We start from the raw sequence: 4,932 nt of genomic DNA on the forward strand, positions 1-4,932 counted from the left end.
AGACAGACCCAGCACCTCGCTGCCCCTTCCACCGGCACGTCCGACGACGCCCCGGGCCACCGCTCCGGCTGGTGGCAGGACGCGGTGATCTACCAGGTCTATCCGCGCAGCTTCGCCGACTCCAACGGTGACGGCATGGGCGATCTCGAAGGCGTACGGAGCAGGCTGCCGTACCTGCGCGCGCTGGGTGTCGACGCCGTCTGGCTCAGCCCCTTCTACGCCTCGCCGCAGGCCGACGCGGGCTACGACGTCGCCGACTACCGCGCCATCGACCCCATGTTCGGCTCGCTCCTCGACGCGGACGCGCTGATCCGCGACGCGCACGAGCTGGACCTGCGCGTCATCGTCGACGTGGTGCCCAACCACTCGTCCGACCAGTACGACTGGTTCCGCCGCGCACTGAAGGACGGCCCCGGATCCGCGCTGCGCGACCGCTACCACTTCCGCCCCGGCAAGGGCCCGGACGGTGAACTGCCGCCCAACGACTGGGAGTCCATCTTCGGCGGCCCCGCCTGGACCAGGACCACCGACCCGGACGGCACCCCCGGCGAGTGGTATCTGCACCTCTTCGCGCCCGAGCAGCCCGACTTCAACTGGGACCACCCGGCCGTCGCCGACGAGTTCCGCTCCATCCTGCGCTTCTGGCTCGACATGGGCGTCGACGGCTTCCGCGTCGACGTCGCCCACGGACTCGTCAAGGCGGCCGGGCTGCCCGACATCGGCAGCGACAGCCAGCTCAAGCTGCTGGGCAACGACATCATGCCGTTCTTCGACCAGGACGGTGTGCACGAGATCTACCGCAGCTGGCGCACCATCCTCGACGAGTACCCGGGCGACCGGATCGCCGTCGCCGAGGCCTGGACACCCACCGTCGAGCGCACCGCGAACTACGTGCGCCCCGACGAGATGCACCAGGCCTTCAACTTCCAGTACCTGAGCACCTTCTGGGACGCCGCCGCGCTCCGTGACGTCATCGACACCTCGCTCGCCGCGATGCGCCCCGTCGGCGCTCCCACCACCTGGGTGCTCTCCAACCACGACGTCACCCGGCACAGCACCCGCTTCGCCCACCCCGTCGCCCTCGGCACCCAGCTCCGGGAGGCGGGCGACCGCGAGCTCGGTCTGCGCCGGGCCCGCGCGGCGACGCTGCTGATGCTCGCCCTGCCCGGCTCCGCCTACCTCTACCAGGGCGAGGAGCTGGGACTGCCCGACGTCACCGACCTCCCCGACGAGGCCAGGCAGGACCCCTCGTACTTCCGCGCGGCCGGCCAGGACGGCTTCCGTGACGGCTGCCGGGTGCCGATCCCGTGGAGCCGTGACGGCTCGTCGTACGGCTTCGGCAGCGGCGGCAGCTGGCTGCCGCAGCCGGCCGGCTGGGGCGCGCTGAGCGTCGAGGCGCAGACCGGTGTGGAGGGCTCCAGCCTGGAGCTGTACCGCGCGGCCATCGCCGCCCGGCGCGCGCACCCGGGGCTCGGCGCCGGGGCGTCGGTCGACTGGGAGGACGCCCCCGAGGGCGTGCTCGTCTTCGCCCGCCCCGGCTTCCTCTGCACGGTCAACACCACCGGCGCGCCGGTCAGGATCCCGGTACGCGGCAGCCTGCTGCTGGCCAGCGGGCCCGGCACGGTCACCTTCACCGACGCCGACTCCTCGGGTGCGAACGGCGTCCACGAGGCCGAGCTGCCCGCCGACACCACGGTGTGGTGGACGGTGTGACGCTGCCCCTCCCCAAGTCCGGAGCCGGTACGCCACGGCTCTCGGACATCGCGGGACAGGCAGCGGTCAGCGAGGCGACGGTGAGCCGGGTACTCAACGGCAAGCCGGGCGTCGCGGACAGCACGCGCCAACGAGTGCTCGCCGCGCTCGACATCCTCGGGTACGAGCGTCCCGTACGGCTGCGGCAGCGCAGCGCCGGGCTGATCGGCCTGGTGACCCCGGAGCTGATCAACCCGATCTTCCCGGCGTTCGCCCAGGCCGTCGAACAGGTCCTGGCCGGGCACGGCTACACCCCGGTCCTCTGCACCCAACTGCCGGGCGGGGCGACGGAGGACGAGCTGGTCGAGCAGCTGGTGGAGCGCGGCGTCGGCGGCATCGTCTTCCTGTCGGGGCTGCACGCGGACACCTCGGCGGACCCGTCGCGCTACGCCGCGCTCATCGAGCGCGGCGTGCCGTTCGTCATGATCAACGGCTGCAACGACCGCGTCAGCGCGCCGTTCGTGTCCCTGGACGACCGGGCGGCCATGCGGATGGCCGTCGGGCACCTGGCAGATCTGGGGCACCGGCGGATCGGCCTGGCGACCGGTCCCTTGCGGTACGTGCCGTCGGCGCGCAAGCGCGAGGGTTTCATCGACGCGCTGGGCGGCTCGCTGGGGCTCTCGCGCGAGGAGGCCGAGGAACGGGTGTGCTGCACGCTGTTCAGCGTGGAGGGCGGCCAGGTGGCGGCCGGCGCGCTGCTCGACCAGGGCTGTACGGGGATTGTCTGCGGCAGCGACATGATGGCGCTCGGCGTGGTGCGGGCGGCCCGCGAGCGGGGGCTGCGGGTCCCGTACGACGTCTCGGTGGTCGGCTTCGACGACTCGCAGCTGATCGCCTTCACCGACCCGCCGCTCACGACGGTCCGGCAGCCCGTACAGGCGATGGCGGGGGCGGCGGTGGGCGCGCTGCTGGAGGAGATCGGGGGAAGTCCCGTGCAGCGTACGGAGTATGTGTTCCAGCCGGAGCTGGTGGTCCGGGGGTCGACGGCGGGGGCGCGGGCGCTCTGAGCCGGGTCCACCGCCACCGGCCGGACCCGGTCGGCGGCGCGGAGCCGACACGTCGTCATGCGCACGGGAGCCCCTTGGGGTCGGCCCCTGACGGGCCGGCGGGGAGGCGTGACCCCAGGGGCCCCTGCGCGTGACCGGTCCGGCCGGCCGGGCGCGTGGAGCCCGGCGGTGCCGGGACCTCCCGTCCGACCGGACCGGAGTCGGCACGAACGTACCGTGCCGCAATCTCTTGCGGAAGCTCTTGCACGGCATCGACTCGATATTTCCCCGGTGTTACCCAGGGGTGTCCAGAGGGTTGACCGGGGCGTGCCGGGCTCGTACGGTCTGGTCGCAGCAAGCTTTTGCTTTCTTGCAGCAAGAACATTCAGGAGCCTTGAGGGCAGGGCGCGTTGCCACGCGAGGCATCTCCCGTCATTCCGCACCTCCCCCCACGCAGGAGGAAACATGGCCCGCAGAGCTCCCGCCCTCGCGCTCGCCCTAGTGGCAGGCGCGGCGGCCCTCGTGGCACCCGGAAGCCCCGCCCAGGCGGCGCCTCCCGGCGAGAAGGACGTCACCGCCGTCCTGTTCGAGTGGCGGTTCGCCTCGGTGGCCAAGGCCTGTACCGACAGCCTCGGCCCCGACGGATACGGCTACGTCCAGGTGTCCCCGCCCCAGGAGCACATCCAGGGCGGCCAGTGGTGGACCTCGTACCAGCCCGTCAGCTACAAGATCGCCGGCCGGCTCGGCGACCGCGCCGCCTTCCAGAACATGGTCAGCACCTGCCACGCCGCCGGGGTGAAGGTCGTCGCCGACTCCGTCATCAACCACATGTCGGCCGGCTCCGGCACCGGCACCGGCGGTACCTCGTACGCCAAGTACGAGTACCCCGGCATCTATTCGGGCGCCGACATGGACGACTGCCGCTCGCAGATCAGCAACTACGGCGACCGGGGCAACGTCCAGAACTGCGAACTCGTCGGCCTCGCCGACCTGGACACCGGCGAGGACTACGTACGCGGCCGGATCGCCACGTACCTGAACGACCTGCTCTCGCTCGGCGTGGACGGCTTCCGGATCGACGCCGCCAAGCACATGCCGGCCGCCGACCTCGCCAACATCAAGTCCCGGCTGAGCAATCCGGGCGTGTACTGGAAGCAGGAGGCCATCTACGGCGGCGGCGAGGCCGTGTCGCCGGCCGAGTACCTGGGCACCGGGGACGTACAGGAATTCCGCTACGGCCGAAGCCTCAAGCAGGTCTTCAACAACGAGAACCTCGCCAACCTGAAGAACTTCGGCGCGGGCTGGGGCTTCATGGAGAGCGGCAAGTCGGCCGTCTTCGTGGACAACCACGACACCGAGCGCGGCGGCGACACCCTCAACTACAAGAACGGCGCCGCCTACACGCTGGCCAACGTCTTCATGCTGGCCTACCCCTACGGCTCGCCCGACGTGCACTCCGGCTACGAGTTCAGCGACCACGACGCCGGACCGCCCAACGGCGGTACGGTGAACGCCTGTTACGCCGACGGCTGGAAGTGCCAGCACGACTGGCGCGAGATCTCCTCCATGGTCGGCTTCCGCAACGCGGCACGCGGCCAGGCCGTCACCGACTGGTGGGACAACGGCGGCGACCAGATCGCCTTCGGGCGCGGCTCCAAGGCGTACGTCGCCATCAACTACACCGGCTCCTCGCTGGCCCGCACCTTCCAGACGTCGCTGCCCGCCGGTGACTACTGCGACGTCCAGAGCGGCAACGGCGTGACCGTGAACGGCTCGGGCCAGTTCACGGCGACGCTCGGCGCCAACACGGCGGTCGCCCTGCACGCCGGGGCCCGCACCTGCGGCGGCGGAGGCAACCCGGGGCCGGGTCAATCCGGGGTGACGTTCGGCGTCAACGCGACGACGCAGATCGGCCAGAACATCTTCGTCACCGGTGACCGCGCCGAACTCGGCAACTGGAACACCGGGGCCGCGCTCAAGCTCGACCCGGCCGCCTACCCGGTGTGGAAGCTCAATGTGCCGCTGCCCGCCGGTACGTCCTTCGCCTACAAGTACATCCGCAAGGACGCGGCCGGCGCCGTCACGTGGGAGAGCGGCGCCAACCGTACGGCCACCGTGCCCAACTCCACCTCGGGCGGGCTCACGTTGAACGACACCTGGCGCAACTGACCCTCCGCACCATCCCCTCCGCACC

At 71.3% G+C, this 4,932-nt stretch carries 3 protein-coding genes; all 3 read left to right on the forward strand.

Annotated features, from left to right (window positions below; genetic code table 11):
• Window positions 1-1,713: glycoside hydrolase family 13 protein (locus tag P3L51_RS35065; RefSeq protein WP_354609411.1), on the forward strand; the 1,713-nt coding region annotated here is incomplete at its 5' end.
• Complete coding sequence (locus tag P3L51_RS35070) at window positions 1,698-2,759, forward strand: LacI family DNA-binding transcriptional regulator (protein ID WP_354609412.1); 1,062 nt, start codon at window positions 1,698-1,700, stop codon at window positions 2,757-2,759. The genes P3L51_RS35065 and P3L51_RS35070, both read left to right, overlap by 16 nt.
• Window positions 2,760-3,203: 444 nt before the next feature.
• The gene (locus P3L51_RS35075) at window positions 3,204-4,907 is read left to right on the forward strand and encodes a carbohydrate-binding module family 20 domain-containing protein (RefSeq protein ID WP_354609413.1); all 1,704 of its coding nucleotides are present in this window, start codon (window positions 3,204-3,206) and stop codon (window positions 4,905-4,907) included.
• Window positions 4,908-4,932: the final 25 nt, after the last annotated feature.

It is taken from the genome of Streptomyces panacea, assembly GCF_040560175.1.
Classification (GTDB): Bacteria; Actinomycetota; Actinomycetes; order Streptomycetales; family Streptomycetaceae; genus Streptomyces; species Streptomyces panacea.